General features: G+C 52.2%; 1 protein-coding gene. It reads left to right on the top strand.

Going from position 1 to position 418, the window contains the following annotated elements:
• Positions 1–418: hypothetical protein (locus tag KH400_RS29775; protein ID WP_217228109.1), on the top strand; the 418-nt coding region annotated here is incomplete at both ends.

The following is a 418-nucleotide window of genomic DNA, read 5'->3' as shown; positions in this document are numbered from 1 at the left end:
AGGGAGAAGAAAGAAAGGGAGAAAGGGAGGGGAGGAGGGGGGAGGGAGAGGGGAAGGGAGGAAAAGAAAGGGGAGAGGAAAAAAGGAGAGAGGGGAGAGGGGAGGGAAAGGAGAGGGGGAGAAGGGGAGGGGGGGGAGGGAAAGAAGAGGGAAAGGAAAGGAAAGGAAAAAGAGAGGAAAGAGGAGGGGAGAGGGGGGGGAAAGAGGAGGGAAAAGGAAGGAAGAAAAGGGAAAAGAAAGAGAGAAAGGAAGGGAAAGAGAAAGAAGGGGAAGGAAGAAAAAAAAGAGAGAGAAGAAGAAGAGAAGGGGAAAGGGAGGGGAAAGGGGGAGGGAGGAAGGGAAGGAAGGAAGAGGAAAAAGAGGGGAAGAAAGAAAGGAAAAGAAGAGGGAAAAAAGGGGAGGAAAAGGGGGAAGGGAG

Source organism: Desertibacillus haloalkaliphilus (assembly GCF_019039105.1).
Lineage (GTDB): Bacteria > Bacillota > Bacilli > Bacillales > KJ1-10-99 > Desertibacillus > Desertibacillus haloalkaliphilus.
The sequence above is the reverse complement of the archived record's forward strand: the minus strand, read 5'-3'. Positions and strand labels throughout refer to the sequence as shown.